The sequence below is a fragment of the Elizabethkingia argenteiflava genome, assembly GCF_009904105.1.
Taxonomy (GTDB): domain Bacteria; phylum Bacteroidota; class Bacteroidia; order Flavobacteriales; family Weeksellaceae; genus Elizabethkingia; species Elizabethkingia argenteiflava.
In genome coordinates, this window is sequence record NZ_JAAABJ010000475.1 from 12,977 (window position 1) to 34,703 (window position 21,727).

Here is a 21,727-nt window from a genome sequence, read left to right on the forward strand (position 1 = left end):
CTCCGAGCCATATATTTTAGCTGTTGTTTTTACAAAATCTTAATGATGTCATCTCCTTATACGTATTATCTTTAAGAAATTATAGTAAACTTGTGAGAGTTTGTATTTTTTTAATAAAAAAAAGAGCCTTAATTTAAAGCTCTCTAAATACAATGGTACTGTTGTGTCCTCCAAAACCAAAGGCATTACTCATAGCGGTTTTTATTTCTTTATTTAAAGCTTGGTTGAAAACGATGGGTATATTTTGTGGAATTTCTGGATCGGGTTCAACCATGTTAATAGTAGGAGGTACAATATTATCATTGATAGCTTTAATACAAATAATAGCCTCAATGGCTCCAGCAGCACCTAGTAGATGACCTATCATAGACTTCGTAGAGCTTGCGTGAAGTCTTTCAGATTGACCAAAAACACGACTCACCGCATTTATCTCAGATAGATCTCCGATAGGGGTAGAAGTAGCGTGTAGATTGATATAATCTAATTCTTCTGCTTTTATACCCGCTTCTTCTAATGCCAATAGCATAGCTTTAGAAGCTCCTATGCCTTCCGGATGGGGAGAGGTAATATGGTAGGCATCTGCTGTCATAGCGGCTCCTGCAAGCTCTGCATATATTTTTGCACCTCTAGCCTTCGCGTGTTCGTACTCTTCTAAAATCAGCGCGGCACCACCTTCTCCCATTACAAAACCATCTCTATCTTTATCAAATGGTCTGCTGGCGGTTTGGGGGTCATTATTCCGGGTTGTCATGGCTTTTAAAGCGGCAAAACCACCAAAGGATGCAGGGGTGATCCCAGCTTCTGAGCCACCGGTTATGAAGGCTTTGGCTTTTCCGAGTCGGATATAGTTAAAAGCGTCCATAATGGCACTATTCCCAGTAGCACAAGCCGATACAGGCGTATAATTAATTCCTTGTAAACCAAATTTTATAGAAATGAGGCCAGAAGCCATATTAACCAATAGTTTCGGAATAAAGAAGGGGTTGAAGCGAGGATTATGCTTGTTGGATGCGTATTTTTCCACTTCATTTTCAAAGGTTTGCATTCCGCCTTGGCCCGTTCCCCAGATCACTCCAAAATCAAAAGGATCTATGGTCGATAAATCTATATTCGCGTCTTCCATGGCTTGTGCTGCACTATATAATGCATATTGGGTGAAAAGATCACTGCGCTTTATTTCGCTTTTATCCAAATATCGGAGCGGATCAAAATTTTTCACCTCGCAAGCTACCTGTGTTCTAAAGTGGGTGGCGTCAAAATGTGTTACTTTACTTACTGCACTCTTTCCGGTAGTGATATTACTCCAGAACTCTTTAACATTACTTCCTAGGGGGTTGATGGTTCCCAACCCCGTAACAACAACTCTCTTCATTGTAAATGGGATATAAAAATCTGAGTTTTTAATAAACAGGATGCAAATATACGTGAAGTCGCCTAAAATATGCTATAGATAATATGTATTATATAAAGCTAAATTAGTCTAATATAAAATTGTCTTTTTAGGGGGTGTAAATCTTCAAACTTAGCAAGAGACTATAAAATATAGGTGGTTTTCGTTTGAGAAGTTTAATAGCTGAGCTGATTAGCAGCTAATACACTCCGGATAATAAGGCCTTGGATGAAGGAATAGATCGCGTTATATTTAGGAATATAAATTTTGGGCTTCACCTTGTCTACTTATTTTTTTCGCCGATTAACAAATTTAACCACGAGGCTAATCAAAACGACTAATCCTACAAAACTTAAAGTTAGTTGTTTCCAATATTCCAGTAATGCATACTTAAGCACTACTGTAAAGACTACAAAAAATAGAATAAAGGTGGCTATTTCATTGGCTTGTCTAAGGGCTGTATTTTTTGAGGGTAAGCTTTGCTGATTTAGTTTTTGGAGCTGAATTACTTTTTTCCAGCACCAGTAGTGGTAAATGGCTAGTGCGATAAGTGCTGTGATTTTGATATGAAACCATGGCATTTTTAGCAATTCAGGATTTATAAAAATTAAGCCCATACCAAATATTAGCATTAAGGTACCAGCAGGGACCGTAATAATATTCCATAGCCTATGAGCCATAAAGGCGTATTGTTGTCGAAGAATATCCTTTTTCGGATTTTCGAAATCATCTGTATCTTTATAATAGACTAAAATTCTTACAGTATAAAAAATGCCGGCAAAATAACTTACCATGAAAATAATATGTAGGGCTTTAAGAATAAGGTAGTTCATTGTATTGATGGGTAATAGTTCGCATTTGAGGTACTTGTGGGGATTAGAAATTTCGGGGGAGCGCTATCCAAACTCTACAAAGATGCGTTCGCCTAGCGTTAGCCCCAGTAGACTAGAAGCTCCGTTGGTATAGCTACCCTTATAAATGGCGATTTCAAGTAGGTTGTTTTCATTAAATATAGCCGAAATACTCCCGTGGTAAAGGGGTTCATCTTCCCAGTTTTCTACCACATCAGTATAATAGTTATTAATTTTGCTGATTTGGAAATTTCTGAATTTCAGTTTGAAAGTATGGTAAGACTTTAGGCTGTTATTAAAGAATTTTCTACTAATATTAGAAATGGCATTCCCAAAATTATCGACATACATCACCTCGCCGACCATGATGCCTTCGGCTTCATTGAATATAGCACGTGCAAAAGAATTTTCCTTTATTTTAGTGATTTTCTTGCCTACTACCTCTGGAACGCCTCCTTTTGCCAGGTGAACGGCTACCGGAGCAAAAATATCCGTAGAGGTGAAGTTGACTTTGTCATCAAAGCGATTTCCTAAGGTGATTTCGTAAATTTCCTCAGGATTAATATCAAAGAAAAGCAAGCTGAGTAAGCCATTGTCCGCACATATAAAATAATGGCCATCGACTTTGGCAATAATATTTTTTCTGTTTTTATGGTGAAAAGAATCTACACTAATGATGTGGATACTCCCTTGTGGGTAGTATTTGTATACACTTCTGACGATATAAGCCGTCTGTTGAAGGTTGTAGGTTTGGATTTGATGCGTGATATCTACTATTTGGGCATTTATCAATTGGCTATAGATGCTCCCTTTAATAGCTGCTACTCGATAATCCAATATTCCGTAATCAGAAGTTAGTGTAATAATAGACATTGTTGCAAAGATAAAAAATACAGTTCAGTTCGGCTAAATTAACAATTCTTTTATTTTAATTTTTTTTGGGAATCATTATATTTGTTAAGTTACATTATAAAAAATATATTGAATGTATGAACTAAATTATGAGTTGAAGGATATAGAAGTGAAGCAGTTTTATGGAATTCAAAACCAGTATTTTAATCTGCTTAAATCCTCTTTTCCTACTTTGAAAATTACGGGGCGTGACAATTTTATTTTTGCTATGGGAAATAGCGAGGCTTTAGCTGTACTTCAAGAAAAGCTAGATGATATTGTTACTTTTATTTCTAATAATAATAGCATAGATCTTAAAGATATAGAAAGCATTTTGAAACTCCGAGATGAAAGTGAGAAACAGTTGGTTTTTGATAGTGATATCCTCGTAAAGGGTGTGGGGGGAAAGATTATCAAAGCCAAGACGATTAATCTTAAAAAACTAGTGAGGGTTTCAGAGAAAAGCGATATGGTATTCGCCATAGGACCTGCAGGTACTGGCAAAACTTATACCAGTGTCGCGCTGGCAGTAAGAGCCTTGAAGGATAAGCAAGTGAAACGTATTATTCTGACGAGACCTGCTGTGGAGGCTGGCGAGAGCTTAGGATTTTTACCTGGAGACATGAAAGATAAATTGGATCCCTATATGCAACCCTTATACGACGCTTTAAGGGATATGATTCCTGTTGAAAAATTAGAAAATTATATTGAAAAGAAGGTAATAGAAATTGCACCTTTAGCCTTTATGAGGGGACGAACATTGGATGAGGCTTTTGTGATTCTGGATGAAGCGCAAAATACGACTCACTCTCAGATGAAAATGTTTCTCACCCGTATGGGAATGAATGCTAAATTTATTATTACCGGAGATCCCAGTCAGATTGATTTGCCGAAAAACCAACAATCGGGTCTCAAGGAGGCGATGTCTATACTTAAGAATATTAATGAAATAGGCTTTGTACATCTAACCCATGAAGATGTGGTAAGACATCCTGTGGTGAAGAAGATTATACAAGCTTATGCTGAGGAGGAGAAGAAATAGATTTTTTGTAATCAGAGGTTACCTCTGATATCGGTTAGTTGTTTTTTTATCATGGGATTTTCTTTCGATCAGTTGAGGTAAATTCAAGAGAACAAAAAAACTTTATAAAAAAAGAAAACCCCCAACAATTAGCAATAGCTTATGAATGGGGGTGTTTTATACAAATATATAAAGTTATTTATTTGTATTTCATCGAATTTAGTTTAATAATATATAGATAGATTAAACCAATCTTACGTTAACGGCGATAAGTCCTTTTTTACCTTTTTCTAGTTCGAAAGAAACTTTATCATCTTCGCGAACTCTATCTCTAAGACCAGTGGTGTGTACAAAAAATTCTTCACCACTATCGGAAGATGAAATAAATCCGAAACCCTTTGTTTCGTTAAAAAATTTTACGGTGCCTTGTTGCATTGTATTTGTTATTAAAAATTATTGTTATTTATAGAGTTGAATATTGATAGCGGCAAAACCTCTTGTTGTTTTTTCTTTCTCAAAAGAAACTTTATCTCCTTTTTGTATAGGTACTATACAGTCGTTATTGTGGAAAAATAAGCTCTCCTTAGTTTGAGTTTCGGTAATAAAACCGTAGCCCTTCACACTAAAAAATGTAACGATCCCTGTAAGTACAGTTTCTCTTTGCACGATAGCGGCCCCCAATTGTATATCTTCCAATTTAATATCTGGAAAATTGCTGTTGTCCGGAGGAGTAGCCGAGATTTGACCATTTATATCCACAAAAGCCATCATTTCATTTAGACTTTTGCCCTTGTTGTTTAGTGTTTTTCGTTCTTCTCGCCTTTTGGCTTTTTCCTTTTGTTTTTGAATTTTTTTCTTATTATTTTCTTTTTTAGAGAAAGAATCTGCCATATATTGTTTTTTTTCTTTATGTCAATTAAGGGATTGGTTATACTTTACCTCAACGATGGTCGACCCTGTGAGTTTCTGTATGTTTTTTAAGTGAACACGTTCTTCTCGATCGCAAAATGATACCGCTCTACCCTCTGTTCCTGCACGTCCAGTTCTACCAATTCGGTGTACATAAGTCTCTGGGATATTCGGGATTTCATAATTGATAACATGAGAGAGTTCGCTTATATCTATACCCCGTGAGGCAATGTCTGTAGCAATAAGTATCAGGGTACGTTCTTGTTTAAAATCTTCCAATGTCTGTTGTCTCGCATTCTGCGATTTATTTCCGTGTATTGCAGCAGCCTTCAATCCGGATAGGCGAAGTTTTTTAACCAATTTATCGGCACCATGCTTGGTACGTGTAAAAATCAGCGATCGTTTCAGTGGTTGCTCTTTTAATAGATTTATAAGCAGCTGTGTTTTATCTCTTTTTTCTACAAAATAAACCGATTGTTGTACCGTCTTAGCCGTAGAGGAGACAGGTGATACTTTTACTTCTAGCGGTTGTTTTAAGATCGTATTCGCAAATTTTCGAGTCTCCTCGGGCATAGTTGCGGAAAAGAATAAGGTCTGCCTTACTTTAGGAAGTAGCTTGATGATTTTCTTTACATCATTAACAAAGCCCATATCCAGCATACGGTCTGCTTCATCCAGTACAAATATTTCTATTTTAGAAAGATCGACCAGGCCTTGTCCGATCAGATCCAATAAACGGCCAGGGGTTGCGATAAGAGTATCAGTTCTTTTTTTGAGCGCTGTAATTTGTTGTTGAGGCTTTACGCCTCCGAAAATAGAGAGCTGAGATAAATTCAGATACTTGCTGTACTGTTTAAAATTGGTTTCTATCTGAATAGCAAGTTCTCGAGTAGGCGTTAATATTAAAGCCCTTACATTACGGTGTTCTTTTTTGTTATTCTTGAGTAATTGTAGAATAGGAATGGCAAAGGCTGCTGTTTTTCCGGTGCCTGTTTGTGCACAGGCGATGATATCCTTTCCATCTAACACATGGGGAATGGCGCTATGTTGGATTTCCGTAGGCTTCGAATAACCGCCCTCGGTGATGGCCCTTATAATCGGGTCTATTAAATTTAAATTTTTAAAATTCATGGTCCTTAATACCTATTTAGTGGTATATTTTGGGGTGACTTTCCCCCTGAGGGAAATAAAAAATGGTTTCAGTTAGGTTAGTTATAAATCAATTGAATGACCAATTTTTATAGCTAACTTTATTGTGTAATGCAAAGCATTACCAATAGGAGTGCTCCAGCTAGAGGTGCATCATTGAGAATACAAATGGCTTTTTAAAATTTCACTATTCATGATGTAGTTACCAAGATATTCCCGACACCTAACTACATCTGAAGGTTTCGCATATTGAACCGAGGAGCTCTCTTTCGGAGAGCTAAAATTCTGTCTTAATGTTATTTGCCTTATGTAAAGCTTCAGCCTGCCAAGTGCTATCTTCATACACGATGTTTTAAAGGGTTAAAGTAGGGCAACTGAAAAAGCAAAAACTGTGAGAAAATTGTGATTCTATACTATTACAGAAATAGCGAAGGCAGATACCTGTTGATTAACTTAATTAGTATGCAAATATACAAAAATATTTAAGATATCCTAATAAATTTGGATTTTTATCAAAAAACTTCACTGATGGTAAATAAAGCTTATAGGGGTGCGGTTTACAAAATATTCAGCTAATGCGGTTAATATTTATTAAGCCCCTGCATTATGCTCAATTGTTCGATCTGTAAAGAATAAAAGAATATATGCGAAACCTTTTACTTATTAAAGCACTTTATAAGAAAGTCTTAAAATCTAGGGAGACGACCAAGAGCAATGCTAAGGAGCCAATCAGTTAATTTACCATTAAATGAACAATAGGTTTATGATTTTTTTTATCGCTATTTTTAGATTTTAAAATTAATACGCTAATTTTAACCCTTGTAAAAAAAAGGCATCCAATATCAAGTCTATTGATTATCAGAAGTGCTATTTAAATCATGCACTATAAAATAAATAGAAAAGATATAGGTTTTTTACTATAAAAGTGAAAGGTCTAAAAATAGAGAGGGAAGTAGCCACCGTTGTAAATAATTTAATGAATCCAATAAAAATATTATGAATAAATCGAAGTTTATTAAGATGCTACTTCTAGGTATAATAGCTTTTATACCCTTTTTTATGCCTTGTCCAGAGGGACTCTCTTTAGTCGCTTGGAGGCTATTGGGAGTATATTTTGCCACTATTGTAGGGTTGATCCTCAAGCCATATAATGAATCTATTATGTTGTTTATTTCCCTCTCTATGTCTGCCATATTTATTACCCTTACACCCAATCAAGTGGTACAGGCCAAAGCAGTATTGGAGGGGTATTCAGATACTAGTGTATGGTTGGTATTTTCTGCTTTCTCTCTGAGTATAGCCTTTGTGCATACGGGATTAGGTAAGAGAATCGCCTACTTATTAATTGACAAACTGGGAAGTACAACCCTGCGCATGGGATATGTAAATGTTTTTTTGGAGCTGTTTTTAGCGCCTGCCACTCCTTCTAATACGGCAAGAGCCGGGGGAATAGTCACACCTATTATGAATAGCGTATCTGTAGCCCTAGGTTCTGATCCTGTTGAAAGTCCTAAAAAAGCTGGCAGATATTTAATGCTAAATGTTTATATGATTACCAAGACCACGAGTTATTTATTCCTCACGGCTATGGCTCCCAATGCTATGGCAATTTCCCTTATGGGGCCTATTTTAGGTTTGGATATGGATTATGCGACATGGTTTCTATTGGCTTCGGTTCCCGGTTTAATTTGTTTATTTCTCACACCTCTAATTCTTTATTTCATTATAAAACCAGAATTAAAAAAGGTAAATAATAAAGAAATTGCTAGAAAGGGTTTGCAGGAATTGGGCCCTATAAAAAACAGTGAAAAAATATTACTGGTTATCTTTTTCTTGGCTTTAATATGTTGGGTTTTTGGAGGAATGTTACCCTATAAATTAAGCGCGTGGATTGTGGCGATAAGTGCTATGACATCTTTACTGGTAGTCAGTGTGATCGACTGGGAGATCTTTGTTAAGAATAAAGGAGCGTGGGCTACGCTTATGTGGTATGGAGGTATTATAGGATTGGCAAAAGTACTTGAAAAAGCAAATTTCTTTCAATGGTTGGCCTCTTCTTTGGAGTCTATGCTTAAAGGTGTAGATTTTGGAGGCCCTTATTTAGCATTGGCTTTTATATTGATTTGTACTTGTCTCATTCGCTATGTATTCGCTTCTGGTAGCGCCTATGTAGTCGCTATGGTACCTGTATTTGCGATTGTGGGCAAATTTATAGGAGCTCCTGTAGAATTATTATTTATAGGTATACTGTTTTCAAATGCTTATGGAGGTATGCTTACCCATTATACCGGAGGTCCTGGGCCTATTGTATTTGCCTGTGGTTATAATGATATTCCATCTTGGTGGAAGGCAGGTTTTATACTGGTGGTTTGTAGTTTAGTGGTTCATCTCACCATAGGAGTCCTCTGGTGGAAGTTCTTAATCTCAAATGCTCTTTTGTTTGGGCATTAATTTAATGCTCACTTATCACAAAAGCATATTCACTGTAGAGAAATTATGGTCGTAAAGTTCGGGAGTTTTTTTTTAACTCAAAAAGAGAGCATGGCGTCTCCATCAAATTGAATGGAGGTAAAAGGGGTTTTTAAAAGTATACGATGTGAGTAGAAAGCCATGCGCCATGCTGCAATATATTTCCCGATTTTAGGATGCTTCTCCTATTTTTAGCGGCCTTGTTTCATTTAACAACCCTGCCAATGATGCCAATAGCACTCATATAATAAACGATGTGATTTTGGAAGACTTTCGAAAAAAGAGCTTCATACTTTTAAAAATCATAACAACATGAAGGCAGGGCAAATTTGCCCTGCCTTCATGTTCGATTTTGATCGAGAATTAATACAAAAAAATATAGGCTCTCAAGGCTGTTTCTTGGCCGTAAAGCCCTCTGTTCAGGTCGTTTGAATCCCTAAAATATTCCGAATAACGGATAAAGGCTTATTCAGATATATCTTTTAGTCTCAGGATAACGGCACTAAGAGATATAGATGTAATTAAAGATTAATATTTCATCGGCAGCTTTACTTCAATTTTTCTTTAATAAATCTAGCAGTATGAGATTTCTTATTTTTTGTCAATTCCTCGGGAGTGCCTGCAAAAACGATTTCCCCTCCGTATTTCCCTGCCTCTGGGCCGATATCGATGATATAATCAGCGCATTTGATGATATCCGGTTGGTGTTCTATTACGATCACCGAATGTCCCAGATTGATCAGTGCTTGTAGTGAAATCATTAGTTTGCTAATATCGTGGAAATGCAGCCCTGTGGAGGGCTCGTCAAATATAAATAAGGTTTTTTCATGGGTGTTACCTTTTGCTAAAAAGGAGGCCAGCTTTACCCGCTGCGCTTCCCCTCCAGATAAGGTAGAAGAAGGTTGCCCCAATTGGAGATAGCCTAGTCCCACATCTTGAAGAGGTTTTAGTTTGTGGACAATTTTATCCTGGTGATTATCGTCGAAAAAGCTCAAAGCTTCATTTACAGTGAGATTTAAGATGTCTGAGATGTTTTTTTCATCAAACCTAACATCCAAAATATCATCTTTGAACCGGGTGCCGTGGCAGGTTTCACACTGGAGTTCAATATCTGCCATAAATTGCATGGATACAGTAATACTCCCTTCACCTTTACATTCTTCACATCGGCCTCCGTCTACATTAAAAGAAAAATGCTTTGCTTTTAAACCCATGTGTTTGGCGATTTTTTGCTTGGCGAAAAGATCGCGAATATCATCATAGGCCTTTAAGTAAGTGACAGGGTTGGAACGTGAAGATTTTCCAATGGGATTTTGATCGATCAGTTCTATATTTTGAATCAGGTGTTTAGGGAATGTTATTGCGTCAAAGTCTGCTTTTTTTCCACCTAATTCCAGCTCTATCTGAATGGCTGGCGCCAAGACCTCCTTCATGAGAGTCGATTTTCCGCTACCCGAAATACCAGTGATCACCACAAGGCACTCCAGAGGGATGGCGACATTTATATTTTTTAGATTATGTTCCCGCGCACCTTTTATATGAATAAATTCAGTAGATGTTCTTCGGTGTTGGGGAACTGGAATTTCCTTTACACCGTTCAGATAATCCGAGGTTAAACTCTGGGCTTTTTTTATTTCTTCAAAATTACCACTGAAAACCACTTCGCCTCCTAGGTATCCTGCTCCTGGTCCTATATCTATAATGTGATCTGCTGCCCGCATCACATCTTCATCGTGTTCCACAACAATTACCGTATTGCCTAGATCCCGAAGTTTTTTAAGAACTTCAATAAGATTTTCGGTATCGCGAGAGTGTAGACCTATGCTGGGTTCATCCAAAATATAAATAGAACCCACAAGACTGCTGCCCAAGGAGGTGGCTAGGTTGATTCTTTGGCTCTCTCCGCCTGAAAGCGTATTAGAGTTTCTGTTAAGGCTTAAATAGCCGAGGCCTACTTTTACTAAAAACTCTAGTCTAGAGACAATTTCGTATATCAGTCGTTTCGCAATACTGACATCGTGATTATTTAGCTTTAGATTTTTAATCAGAGGTAATAATTCATCCAGTGGTAATTCTACCATAGATTGGATGTTATGTCCATCAATCTTCACCCACGAACTTTCTTCCCTTAAGCGCAATCCCTCACAAGTAGGGCAGATGGTTTTGCCTCGATAACGCGATAGCATAACGCGGTACTGAATTTTATAGAGGTTTTCTTCCAGCATTTTAAAGAAGTTATCAATGCTAGGAAAGTTTTCGGATTTATCTCCTCTCCATAGGAACTGTCGTTGTTCTTTTGAGAGTTCAAAATAGGGTTTGTGTATAGGGAAATCCTGTGCTGCCTTTTTTATAAAGGCAGCCTGCCATTCTTTCATGGTTTCTCCACGCCATGGCGCTACAGCGGCTTCATAAACCGATAGATTTTTATTGGGGATAACCAGATCTTCATCTATGCCTATTATTTTTCCATAACCTTCACAGGTAGGACAGGCTCCATAAGGATTATTAAAGCTAAAAAAGTGAATATTAGGCTCGTCAAAAACAAGTTGATCCAATTCAAATTTATTAGAAAATATTTTGGTTTTTCCGGTATGGGTATTTTTGATGTGACAGTAACCTTTTCCTTCATAAAAAGCGGTCTGAACAGAGTCGGCAAGACGTTGTAAAAAAGCATCGTCTTCTTCGTATTTAAAACGGTCGATTACCAAAAAGAGCGGTGTTCCGGCTTCGGGTACAAATCCAAAGCTTTCTAAATCTTCTATATTGGCAAGGTTGCCTCCTGCATCTAATCGGGTAAAGCCTTGTTGCTTAAGTGTTTTGAGTTGTTCACTAAAATTTTCTATCTCGTAATGCCAGGGGGAACTCAGGATAAAAGCAGGGGTGTTTCCCTGTGCTTTTATAAACTCTATAACATCCGTAACGTTGTCTTTTTTTACTTCTTCCCCTGATATAGGAGAGTAAGTACATCCTATGCGAGCAAAGAGCAGTTTTAGATAATCATAAATTTCTGTTGTGGTCCCTACTGTAGATCGCGGATTGGAGGAAATTACTTTTTGCTGTATCGCTATAGAAGGAGCTAAACCTTTAATGTCATCAACCTTAGGTTTTTCCAGTTTACCCAGAAACTGACGCGCATAGGAGCTGAGACTCTCCACGTAACGCCTTTGTCCTTCCGCGTAGAGGGTATCAAAAGCTAAAGAAGACTTACCACTTCCTGATACGCCTGTAATCACAGTGAGTTTATTTTTAGGAATCAAAACATTAATATGTTTTAAATTGTTAAGATGGGCGTTTTTAACAAATATTTCCTTCTTGATATCTATACTTTTGGGTAGTGTCATCATAATTACAAGACTACAAAATTACAAAATAAAAGTCTGATATTAAGCTTAGGCGCTTAATGAATAATAGCTTTTTGGATCAGAGTGAGAAAAGTTTTAAAAGAAGAAGAGTATTAAAATGATAGGCTAAAAGTTGAAGGTTCCTCAAAAAATCATCAGGAAAAGAAAACGAGGCTTCCTGTACTTTGAATTTTTATTAGGTAAAGCTCGCGCGATATATTTAGATTTGTTTTTTAATTAGGTGTATTATGAATAAAATATTATCCTGTGTCTTCTTGCTACCTTTTGTGTTGACAAAGGTAAATGCTCAAGAGAAATCAATCGACGAAGTGGTGATAGAAGGTAAATTTCTGTCGCTTCCCTACAAAAAAATAAGTGAGAATATAGAGATTATCACCCGAGAGCAAATTCAATCAAGCCCAGCGCAGTCTCTTGCAGATTTATTAACTTACTATACCGGAGTAGATATTGTAAAAAGAGGGGTTGCGGATATACAAACAGATGTGAGTATCAGGGGAGGAAGTTTTGACCAGGCTTTACTTTTGATAAATGGCATGCGGTTAAGCGATGCGCAGACCGGACATAATATGATGAATCTACCCATTACTTTAACATCGATAGATCGAATAGAAATTATACGCGGGCCTGCTGCTCGAAAGTTTGGGCAAAACGCTTATGCGGGCGTGATCAATATTGTTACCAAAGCATTTGGTAATAATCAGTATAAAGTGAATATAATAGGTGCCGACTATCAGACTTGGTCCTTGGGTGCGGCGGCAGATTTCGGAAATAAAAAATCGGCAAATTTGGTGGAGTTGGGTCATACTGAATCGGGAGGTTACCGTTACAATACGGACTATAAAGTGACGAATCTTTGGTATCAAAATCACTTGAAAATGGGCGCTGCGAAGCTGGATCTGCAGGCAGGTTTTATAGAAAAGAAATTTGGAGCCAATGGTTTTTATGATAGTCTAGAAGCTAAAGATCAGTATGAGGAAACCCAAACCTCTTTAGTAGGGGCTATCTATAGTCAAACTATAGGTAACTTCGGTGTGAATGCTAATCTGTATTGGCGAAGGGCACAGGATAAATATATCTATATAAGGGATCGACCCGAATTTTATCGAAATATGCATATTGGAAATACGTATGGCGGAGGCGTTAATGTCAGTTATAGCTCTTGGTTAGGGGTTACCGGTATAGGAGCAGAGTTACACCAGGAAGATTTAAGAAGCAATAATCTTGGAAATAGAGGCAGATTTGTTACTCAACTTTTAGCAGAACATCATTTTTTTCTTATAAATAAGAAGTTAAGCCTTATTCCAGGGATAAGTTGGATTCATTATGCACAGACGGGGGCTTATTTTTATCCGGGTTTGGATATAGGATTTGATCTTAATGAAAAGCATAAATTATATGCGAATATCGCTAAAGTACATAGGCTTCCCACTTATACAGACCTGTATTACAAAAGTCCAAAAGAGCAAGGAAATATTCATTTGGTACCTGAAAATGCCTTGTCTTATGAACTGGGGTATCGCTTGAGAAAAAATCAATTTTCATTTAAAACCAGTATATTTGGTAGGGATTCTAAAAATGCAATCGACTGGTTGAGAGCTAATGAACAGAGTATTTGGACGGTTCAGAATCTTGCAGAGATTAAAACCATGGGGATGGAAGCAGAGCTCGCCTATAGCTTAAATGACTTTGTTAAGAGAATTTCAGCGGCTTATACCTATCTGGATAGTAGAGCCGCAAGTGCCGAAAGAGGTTTACATTCCAGGTATATACTGGGTAATCTGCGTCACCAACTCAATGCTAAAATAACCATGGGTTATGGCCGATTTACCAATGAACTGATCTATCAATATAAGCATCGAATGGCGTGGGGAGGATATCATATATTGGATGAAAAACTAAGATTTAACACCCATAATTTAGATATTTTTTTACTTGTAAACAACCTGTTTAATACCCGATATACGGGAGCTAATTTTGTTCCAATGCCCAGAAGATGGTTTCAGTTGGGAGTGGTGTTTAAAAACGGATTTTAACTTCGTGTTTTTTTTTTGTGATCTATAAGGTGAATCAGGTAAATAAAAGCTGTAAGACTTCCATATAAATTCTGTATAAGCGTAAGGAGAAATCATAAAATATATTTAAGCCTTTTTTCTCTCTGATAATGTCGGTGAGTTCCTATATCGGGTGGACTATCTGTGTAGGTGCTAAACTAAAGCGCTTAAAAAATGAACTGAAAAAGGAAACTAAATGTTTATTTAGTTTCCTTTTTGTACCGAGAATCATTATCTTTGTCTACGTAATAAAATTATTTTATGAAATTTATTGTTGCCAGCGGCGAGTTACAAAGAGCCTTGCAGACGGTAAGTGGAGTGATTTCCGGTTCTCAGTCAAGACCTATTTTAGAAAATTTTCTTTTCCAATTGGAAAAGGATAATCTAAAAATTACCGCTTCCGACGGTGAAACAACTTTAATAACTTCTATTTCCGTAAGATCTGAGGATAATGGGAAAATGGCGGTGCCTGCTAAAATGTTCTTGGATGTTATTAAGTCTTTTGGAGATCAGCCTCTTACCTTTGTGGAAAAAGAATCTGAAAATGGAATAGGAAGTCTATTGGAGATTTTGGATGAAAAAGATAATTATTTTGTTGCATTGGACAATGCGGAAGATTATCCAGAAGTGCCAGAATTCGATGCTTCTAAAAATGTAAAGATCCCTGCAGGAATCTTATCCGAAGCATTGGTGAACACTTTATTCGCAACCAGTAACGACTCCCTACGACCAGTCATGACAGGGGTTTTGTTCCAGTTTAAAGAGAATGAAGTCAATTTTGTGTCTACGGATTCGCACCGTTTAGTGGTCTACAATCGGAAAGATGTCCAAAATAGTGATAATATTGAATTCATTATGCCCAAAAAGCCTTTGGCGATTATCAAAAATATACTATCCAATACGGATGATGAAATTTTGATAGAGTTTAATGAGAATATGGCTAAGTTTAGCTTTAAGGAAAATAGATGGATTTGCCGCCTTATTGATGGTAAATACCCCAATTATACAGCTGTTATTCCAAAAGACAATCCTAATGTGTTGACCATTAACAGGAATTTGCTGTTAGGATCCATAAGAAGGGCTTCTATTTTTTCCAATAAATCTACGAATCAAGTCAGATTTAAACTCTCCGGAAACATGCTTCACTTACATGCTGAAGATACGGAATATGCTAATAAAGCAGATATGCAAATCCCTTGTGAGTATGGGGGAGAGGATATAAATATAGGATTTAGTTCTAAATTTTTGACTGAGATGTTATCTGTGTTGAGGGCTGATGATATTACGATGAAAATGTCACAACCCAATCGTCCGGGTATTATAGAGCCAGTAGATGGTCTTGAGGAAAATGAAAGCATCCTCATGCTTTCCATGCCTGTAATAGGTTTATAATCTAAACACGGTAAAGAAATTCTCTTTTATATTTGAGTTTGTATTTTAAAATATACACTCAAATATAGGAGGGGGTTTTTGCTTTTCTTAACTTTGAGGGTCGAAAAAAAAATGAAAAAGTGCTGTAAACACAACAGCTAAATAACTAAGAAAATAACACATGAAAATTTCTGATAAATGGCTTAGAAAACATCTTGATACAAATTTATCCGCTGAGAAAATGGGGGTTATACTTACCGATATCGGTTTAGAGGTAGAAGGTATAGAGGTTTATGAGTCTGTGAAAGGCAGCCTTAAAGGCATTTTAGTGGGGCAGGTATTAAGTTGTGAGCAGCACCCGAATGCAGATAAATTAAAAGTAACAAAGGTTCACATCCATGAGGCTGAACCTTTACAAATCGTATGTGGAGCACCTAACGTGAGCACAGGACAGAAGGTAGCAGTAGCCACCTTGGGCAGCAGGATCTATCTTCAAAATGGAGATTCTTTTAAAATTGCTAAATCTAAACTGCGAGGAGAGCTTTCCGAAGGTATGCTCTGTGCAGAAGATGAACTCGGTTTAGGAGAAGCTCATGATGGAATTATGGTATTGCCAGATACTTATGAGGTAGGACGACCGCTTTCGGATTATATAAATGTAGAGCAAGATGAGGTGTATGAAATAGGCTTAACCCCTAACCGAACCGATGCGATGTCTCATTATGGAGTAGCCCGTGATATGCAGGCTTACTTATCATTAAATAAAATTCCGAGCACCTTCAAAAAAATCGAAACAACTCCTGTAAAGGGGAAAGGGAAACATGACTTTAAACTGGAGGTTGAAAATGAAGATTTAGTTCCGCGTTATTTCGGAGCTGTTATTTCGGAAGTTACCGTCGGAGAGTCTCCGGATTGGTTGAAACATCTTTTGAAAGCTATAGGAATCAATCCAGTGAATAATGTTGTGGATATTACCAATTATATATTACATTCCTATGGTCAACCACTCCACGCTTTTGATGCCGAAAAAATTAAGGGGCATGAGATAAAAGTAGGTTTAGCTGCTCACGGTACTAAATTTAGAACCCTTGATGGAATAGAACGTCAATTGAACGGTTCTGAAATTATGATTAAAGATAGCGATCATCAGCCTTTGTGTATTGCCGGAATTTTAGGAGGAGAAGCTTCGGGGGTTACATCAGCCACTACTTCGGTTTTCTTAGAGAGTGCTTATTTTAATCCCATAGCCATCAGGAAGGCGGCTAAGGCTCATGGTTTAAATACGGATGCCTCTTTCCGTTTTGAGAGAGGGGTAGATCCTAATCTCACCAAGACGGTTTTATTAAAAGCGATAGACATGGTGTTAGAGCTCTGCGGGGGTAAGCTTAAAGGTGATATCTTGGAATTTTCTCCGAAAAAAATAGAAAATTTTAATCTGATCCTGAGGTATTCTAAAATAGATCAGATATTAGGAATTAAAATTCATAGAGAAGCCATTAAAGAAATTCTAAAATCCCTGGATATTCAGGTGATGAATGATATTCGTGATGGTTTAGAAATCTCGGTTCCTCCTTATAGAGCGGATGTCACCAGAGAAATAGATGTCATAGAAGAGGTTCTTCGTATTTATGGCTATAACAAGGTTGTCTCTCAGGAGAAAATAGCCTTTAGTCCTGTGGGGTTAGCTTTGGAGGATCAGGATGCATTGGAAAATTCGTGGGCTAGAGTATTGCAGTCTCATGGTTTTAATGAGGTGATGAACAATTCCCTGACCCCTATTAAAGAAGGAGGAACAGACGTTATAAGCTTATTAAACCCTCTGAGCAAGGAACTCAGCAGTCTGCGTCAGTCGCTTTTGGAAGGTTTACTACAAAATGCCGATTACAATATTAAGCGTAAAAATCAGGATATTAAATTCTTCGAATTTGGTAAAATATACTTTAAAAAAGAAAAATACGAAGAACGTAAGCAGTTGGGCATTTTGGTTTCTGGTAATAATCATGCCGAGAACTGGATGTTAAGTAAGTCGCCTACCGATTTTTTCATCCTTAAGGGTTATGTGACCCTATTATTGGATAAACTAGGTTTGGATACTCAGGAAAAGGGATTACAAGACTCTCGTTTTATAGAAGGTTTAGAGATTGTAGCGAATGGAAAAACATTGGCTAGAATGGGGCAGGTGAGCAAGGAGCTGTTGAAAAATGCTGATGTAGAACAAGCCGCCTACTATGCGGAGATAGAATTTGAAACTTGTCAGGCATTGAGAGCCAATTCCAATTTTAAGTTTAAGGACATCCCTAAGTTTAATAAAATAAGAAGAGATTTAGCGCTTTTGGTCGATAAAACGGTTTCTTATCAGCAGTTGTTACAAGCTTCTGAACAGGTTTCGGGCTATTTGAAGAAAGTTCAGCTATTTGATGTATATGAGGGTAATAACCTCCCTGAGGGTAAAAAATCTTACGCCCTAAGTTTTGAACTGCTAAGTACGGAAAAAACCTTAGAAGAAGCTGAAATTACTGCGATCATGAATAAACTCATTAAAAAATATAAGCAGGTTTTTAATGCGGAGTTGCGCTCATAAGAGATAAAATAATAATAGTATTTTTGTACTAGATAAAAAGATTAAAATTATGAAAAAGATTTTTTATATAACCTCAATAGGCATATTTTCTATACTGAGTTCTTGTTCGTCGGTGGTAGGAGTAGGAGAGAGTAAGATAGGTAAACAGCAACCTTCACTATCCAATACGCGTTGGGAAGTGATAGGTAATTTAAAGACCAATGCTAGACCTTATATCAGTTTTGACCCTGAAACGGGAATGAATGGAAACGGCGGATGTAACAGGATTTTTAGTCAGAATGTGATCATAAAATCTCAACATGGTGACTTTTCTATTAAAAATATAGGTATTACCCGAATGGCTTGTCCGAGTATGGATATGAATGTCGAAACGAACTTTGTTAAGATGTTGGAATCTGCTAATAAATATGTGGTAGATAAAAATACGCTGGAATTATATAAAGGAAATATGTTGCTGATAAAACTTCATAAGAACTAATTGATTAAAAATAAATTCGCTCCCCAGGGAGCGAATTTATTTTTTTAAGATGGGTCAAAAATTAAGCTTCGTCTTCGTCGTCATACTTCTCTAACTCAGCGTCACACCATTTAAAAGCTTCTTCTACAACCTTAGTAGCTTCTTCTGCTACCTGATCCTCATCATCGCCTTCTAAATCGTCTAACCATTCTACTTCTTCTTCCTCTACATTAAGAATAAAACGAGGATATTCTGTATGTACTACAAAAAGGTCCTCTGGAAATTCTGAGTTATCGGCTAATAAAAACTTAGGTAATTTCATTTTTTTTGAATTTAATATTCCAAAGATAAGGAAATTTTTTTCCACCTTCTTTTCAGCGGATAAATTGTTGAGAAATTTTTTCAGCTTTTTTGCTTTCATGGTAGTCGTAAAAACCTTCTCCCGATTTTATACCTAATTTTTTAGCAGTTACCATATTGACTAAGAGGGGACATGGTGCATATTTGGAATTTTTAAAACCCTCATACAAAACATTCATAATTGAGAGGCAGACGTCCAGTCCTATAAAATCTGCCAATTGTAGGGGCCCCATGGGGTGAGCCATGCCCAGTTTCATCACTGTGTCGATCTCCGATACTCCTGCTACCCCTTCATATAGAGTATAAATAGCTTCGTTAATCATAGGCATTAATATTCTATTGGCTACAAATCCCGGGTAATCATTTACCAATACAGGAATTTTTTTCAGCGTCTGGCTTAGCTGGTATACCGCTTTGAAGGTGTCTTCTGAGGTGGAGTAGCCTTTAATAATTTCCACTAACTTCATGATGGGTACCGGATTCATAAAATGCATCCCGATTACCTTATCAGGTCTCGTAGTAGCCGAGGCGATATGAGTGATGGAAATCGAAGAAGTATTAGAGGCTAAAATACAATGCTGAGGAGCTGTTGCATCCATTTGTTCGAAAATCTTCAGCTTTAGGATTAGATTTTCGGTGGCGGCCTCTACGATAAGATCTGCTTCTTTTACAGCATCTTCTAAATGGGTAAAGGTTTTGATATTCGAAAGAGTATCCATTTTTTCTTTTTCGGAAAGTTGGCCTTTTGCGATCATTCTATCTAGATTAGCGCTAAGGGTTTTCATTCCTTTGTGTAAAGCATCTTGTGAAATATCAACAAGGTTCACTTTAAAGCCGGTTTGGGCAAAAGTATGAGCGATTCCATTTCCCATAGTACCGGCACCTATAACGACAATATTTTTCATTTAATTAAGGATTTAGGCTTGTTAAAATAATCCCAGACGATCTTAGATATTTGCGCAATCATAGCACAATTGGTCTCTTCATCTTCACTAGAATTCTTTATAAATACTGCTATTGCGTAATGTTTTCCGCTATCGGAGGTCACAATACCGGAATCGTTTTCTGCTATTGTAAAGCCTTTGGTGTCTCTTCCCGAAGATCCGGTCTTTCGAGCCATATGCACATGGGGAAGCAGGCCAGGGAGTTTGTTCATGCCCGTAGAGGTATTTTTCATAATATCCATCAAAAATACGGTAGATGCTTTTGATAAAATCCTGCCCTGATAGAACTGTTTCAGAATATTTACCATAGACGAGGTCGTGGTATAATTAGCATGTATGGCTTGAGTACCTATGCGATGCATTTCCTCCTCGTTATATTTTATTTGTATATCTTGCGAGCCCTTCTCCTTTAGGAAGTTTTGTACTATTTGCGGGGCCCCCTATTAATCTTAGTAGAATATCACAAGCATTATTATCGCTTTGTGCTACCATGTAAGAAATAATTTTTCTCAGGGGAAGATCCACTTCTCCATTTGGGTATTTTATGCGCATTGGAGACCATGTATTTTCCAGTAAGCCTGCTGGTTTTACTCTGATTTTTTGGTCTAAACACAGCAGTCCTTGGTCTGCCCTGTTCAAAACTGCCAGCGCTATATGAAACTTAAAAACACTCATCATAGGCATTTTTTCAGTTCCTCTCTTATTGCTAAATCTAAAATCATCCTCAATACCTAATACCGAAACGGCTAGTGTGGCCCTTTTAGCTTTTGTAACATCTTCTATAGATGAGATCAGGCTATGTTGGGCAAAGATGAACTGAGTCATTAAAAAAAGAGTAAAACAAGTTTTTTTCATAAAGCGAGTAAAGAGAGATTATGTATGAATCAATTCCATGATTTTTAAAGCAACTTTTAAAGCTTCTGTGCCATCATTTAAGCTAACTTCTGTAGGTCTATTTTTCTCAATAGCATCAGCAAAACTTTCCAATTCATCTAAAATAGCGTTGTTGGGTTGAATATCAGGATATTCAAATAAAATTTGGTTTTTCTCGCCCTCTGCATTTTCAATAATAAGATCAAAATCAGAGGGATTTTCGCGGGCTGCTTGCATACGGATAACTTCTGCTTTTTTTTCCAGAAAATCTATAGAAATATAGGCATCTTTTTGGAAAAATCTGCTCTTACGCATGGATTTCATTGAAATCCTACTGGTGGTAAGATTAGCCACACAACCATTTTCAAACGCGATGCGGGCATTGGTAATATCTGGAGATTTGCTCACTACCGAAACACCACTGGCATGTATTTCTTTTACTGGAGATTTTACAATACTGAGTAAAATATCCAAATCGTGAATCATCAAATCCAGCACAACCGAAACGTCGGTGCCTCGCGGGTTGAATTCCGACAGACGGTGGATTTCTATGAAACGAGGATTGGCTAGATAGGTTTTTGTTGCCAGATAGGCAGGGTTATAACGTTCCACATGACCCACCTGAACTTTTATATTTTTTTCTTCACAAAGCTGGATCAATTCTTTGGCTTGTTCTAAAGTATGGGTAACCGGTTTTTCGATGAAAAAATGCAAACCTTTGTCGATTGCCTTTTTAGCATATTCGTAATGGTAGAGGGTGGGGGTAACAATATCCAAAACTTCAATATCGTTCAATAAATGATCCAGATTTGGATAGTATTTATAACCGAACTCTTCTTCTAATTTCTTTCCGTTTTTGGCATCGCTATCGTAAAAGCCCACTAATTCATATTTTTCTGACTGATTTAGAAGCTTCAGATGGATCTTCCCTAAATGGCCTGCACCTACTAATCCCGCTTTTAACATGTATTTTTAAATTTTCGTAAAGATAATAAAGAGTGAGGAATTATAATGCATAATCAGAGATAAGCTAGATTTATAGCGGGCT

16 protein-coding genes and 1 pseudogene are annotated in these 21,727 nt (G+C 37.1%); 6 read left to right on the plus strand and 11 right to left on the minus strand.

Annotated features, from left to right (window positions below; translation table 11 throughout):
• Positions 1-133: 133 nt before the first annotated feature.
• The 3 genes from fabF to GNY06_RS05695 form a co-directional block, all read right to left on the minus strand.
• Entirely contained in the window at positions 134-1,372 is a 1,239-nt protein-coding gene (gene fabF / locus GNY06_RS05685; protein WP_166519172.1) for a beta-ketoacyl-ACP synthase II, read from the minus strand.
• Positions 1,373-1,677: 305 nt separating this feature from the next.
• The gene (locus GNY06_RS05690; RefSeq protein ID WP_166519173.1) at positions 1,678-2,223 is read right to left on the minus strand and encodes a CopD family protein; all 546 of its coding nucleotides are present in this window, start codon (positions 2,221-2,223) and stop codon (positions 1,678-1,680) included.
• 63 nt (positions 2,224-2,286) lie between these two features.
• Positions 2,287-3,114 (minus strand): SAM hydrolase/SAM-dependent halogenase family protein, encoded by an 828-nt coding sequence (locus tag GNY06_RS05695; RefSeq protein ID WP_166519174.1) that lies wholly within the window; start codon positions 3,112-3,114, stop codon positions 2,287-2,289.
• A gap of 112 nt (positions 3,115-3,226) precedes the next feature.
• Between GNY06_RS05695 and GNY06_RS05700 the strand changes: the two genes are divergently transcribed.
• The gene (locus GNY06_RS05700; protein ID WP_166519175.1) at positions 3,227-4,174 is read left to right on the plus strand and encodes a PhoH family protein; all 948 of its coding nucleotides are present in this window, start codon (positions 3,227-3,229) and stop codon (positions 4,172-4,174) included.
• A gap of 222 nt (positions 4,175-4,396) precedes the next feature.
• On the opposite strand, the gene GNY06_RS05705 is transcribed toward GNY06_RS05700, so the two are convergent.
• Genes GNY06_RS05705 through GNY06_RS05715 form a run of 3 tightly spaced genes read right to left on the minus strand, consistent with a single transcriptional unit; the run spans position 4,397 to position 6,193 of the window.
• Positions 4,397-4,588: a cold-shock protein gene (locus tag GNY06_RS05705; RefSeq protein ID WP_166519176.1), complete on the minus strand. Its 192-nt coding sequence runs from the start codon at positions 4,586-4,588 to the stop codon at positions 4,397-4,399.
• Between the two features lie 24 nt (positions 4,589-4,612).
• Complete coding sequence (locus GNY06_RS05710; RefSeq protein WP_166519177.1) at positions 4,613-5,044, minus strand: cold shock domain-containing protein; 432 nt, start codon at positions 5,042-5,044, stop codon at positions 4,613-4,615.
• 21 nt (positions 5,045-5,065) lie between these two features.
• Positions 5,066-6,193, minus strand: a complete 1,128-nt coding sequence (locus tag GNY06_RS05715) for a DEAD/DEAH box helicase (protein ID WP_166519178.1) — start codon at positions 6,191-6,193, stop codon at positions 5,066-5,068.
• Between the two features lie 1,014 nt (positions 6,194-7,207).
• On the opposite strand from GNY06_RS05715, the gene GNY06_RS05720 reads away from it, so the two are divergent.
• The gene (locus GNY06_RS05720) at positions 7,208-8,662 is read left to right on the plus strand and encodes an anion permease (RefSeq protein WP_166519179.1); all 1,455 of its coding nucleotides are present in this window, start codon (positions 7,208-7,210) and stop codon (positions 8,660-8,662) included.
• Between the two features lie 566 nt (positions 8,663-9,228).
• On the opposite strand, the gene uvrA is transcribed toward GNY06_RS05720, so the two are convergent.
• A complete protein-coding gene (uvrA, locus tag GNY06_RS05725; protein ID WP_166519197.1) occupies positions 9,229-12,021 on the minus strand; it encodes an excinuclease ABC subunit UvrA in 2,793 nt (930 codons plus the stop codon).
• A gap of 248 nt (positions 12,022-12,269) precedes the next feature.
• On the opposite strand from uvrA, the gene GNY06_RS05730 reads away from it, so the two are divergent.
• The 4 genes from GNY06_RS05730 to GNY06_RS05745 all read left to right on the plus strand — a co-directional run bounded on the left by GNY06_RS05730 (position 12,270) and on the right by GNY06_RS05745 (position 18,523).
• Positions 12,270-14,075, plus strand: coding sequence for a TonB-dependent receptor plug domain-containing protein (locus tag GNY06_RS05730; RefSeq protein WP_166519180.1), 1,806 nt, complete (start codon positions 12,270-12,272; stop codon positions 14,073-14,075).
• 279 nt (positions 14,076-14,354) lie between these two features.
• Positions 14,355-15,485: a DNA polymerase III subunit beta gene (gene dnaN, locus GNY06_RS05735; protein ID WP_166519181.1), complete on the plus strand. Its 1,131-nt coding sequence runs from the start codon at positions 14,355-14,357 to the stop codon at positions 15,483-15,485.
• Positions 15,486-15,645: 160 nt separating this feature from the next.
• Complete coding sequence (pheT, locus tag GNY06_RS05740) at positions 15,646-18,045, plus strand: phenylalanine--tRNA ligase subunit beta (protein ID WP_166519182.1); 2,400 nt, start codon at positions 15,646-15,648, stop codon at positions 18,043-18,045.
• Positions 18,046-18,094: 49 nt separating this feature from the next.
• On the plus strand, positions 18,095-18,523 hold the full coding sequence (locus tag GNY06_RS05745) for an META domain-containing protein (RefSeq protein WP_166519183.1): 429 nt from the start codon (positions 18,095-18,097) through the stop codon (positions 18,521-18,523).
• 61 nt (positions 18,524-18,584) lie between these two features.
• Here GNY06_RS05745 and GNY06_RS05750 read toward each other — a convergent pair whose 3' ends face one another.
• The 4 genes and pseudogenes from GNY06_RS05750 to GNY06_RS05765 all read right to left on the minus strand — a co-directional run bounded on the left by GNY06_RS05750 (position 18,585) and on the right by GNY06_RS05765 (position 21,645).
• Entirely contained in the window at positions 18,585-18,824 is a 240-nt protein-coding gene (locus tag GNY06_RS05750) for a hypothetical protein (RefSeq protein ID WP_166519184.1), read from the minus strand.
• A 52-nt stretch (positions 18,825-18,876) separates the two neighbouring features.
• Complete coding sequence (locus tag GNY06_RS05755; RefSeq protein WP_166519185.1) at positions 18,877-19,767, minus strand: 3-hydroxybutyryl-CoA dehydrogenase; 891 nt, start codon at positions 19,765-19,767, stop codon at positions 18,877-18,879.
• Positions 19,764-20,661 (minus strand): annotated as a pseudogene (gene bla / locus GNY06_RS05760) (class A beta-lactamase, subclass A2). Before bla ends, GNY06_RS05755 begins: the two are co-directional and overlap by 4 nt.
• 18 nt (positions 20,662-20,679) lie before the next feature.
• Positions 20,680-21,645, minus strand: a complete 966-nt coding sequence (locus GNY06_RS05765; protein WP_166519186.1) for a Gfo/Idh/MocA family protein — start codon at positions 21,643-21,645, stop codon at positions 20,680-20,682.
• Between the last annotated feature and the right edge of the window lie 82 nt (positions 21,646-21,727).